At 73.2% G+C, this 716-nt stretch carries 1 protein-coding gene; it reads left to right on the top strand.

What is annotated here, in order from left to right; genetic code table 11:
• Window positions 1–716, top strand: a 716-nt coding sequence (locus KDK82_RS17990; RefSeq protein WP_088166327.1) for a biotin--[acetyl-CoA-carboxylase] ligase, incomplete at both ends; no start/stop codon positions are given.

Below are 716 nucleotides of genomic sequence, written 5' to 3'. Positions count from 1 at the left end.
ACCGAGCTGATGGCGCGCGCCCGCGATGGCCGCAACGAACCCGTGCTGCTGGTGACCGAAGTGCAGACCGCCGGCCGGGGCCGGCTGGGCCGCCAGTGGACCAGCGGCGTGGGCGATTCGCTGACCTTCTCGCTGGGCATGCCGCTGGCGCCTGCCGACTGGTCCGGCCTGTCGCTGGCCGTGGGCCTGAGCGTGGCGCAAAGCCTGCAGCCGCAATTGCCCGCCCCGGGCTCGCAGCGCCCGCGCATCGGCCTCAAATGGCCCAACGACCTGTGGATCGACGGCGACCGCAAGCTCGGCGGCATCCTGATCGAGACGGCCAGCTTTGTCGGCAGCGCCGCGCATGAGCCCGGCACGCCGCGCTACGTGGTCGTGGGCATCGGCCTGAACGTGCGCCCGCGCCCCGGCGACGGCATGCGCACGCCCCCGGCCAGCCTGCTGGAGCTGGACGAACGCCTGGACGCACCCACCGCCCTGGCCTGCGTGCTGCCGGGCCTGGTCTCCGACATACAGACCTTTGCCGCCCAGGGCTTTGCGCCGCTGGTGGAGCGCTTTGCCCAGCGCGACCTGCTGCGTGGCCGCGCCGTCAATCTCAGCGATGGCGAAAGCGGCACGGCCGAGGGCGTGGGCCCCGATGGCGCGCTGCTGGTGCGCACGGCGCGCGGCCTGCAGGCCATCACCAGCTCGGAAATCAGCGTGCGCCCGGCTGCTGTAGG

It is taken from the genome of Delftia sp. K82, assembly GCF_002193035.1.
In the GTDB taxonomy this organism is placed as follows: domain Bacteria; phylum Pseudomonadota; class Gammaproteobacteria; order Burkholderiales; family Burkholderiaceae_C; genus Comamonas; species Comamonas acidovorans.
Note: the sequence above shows the minus strand (reverse complement) of the source record. Positions and strands in the feature narration are given on the sequence as shown.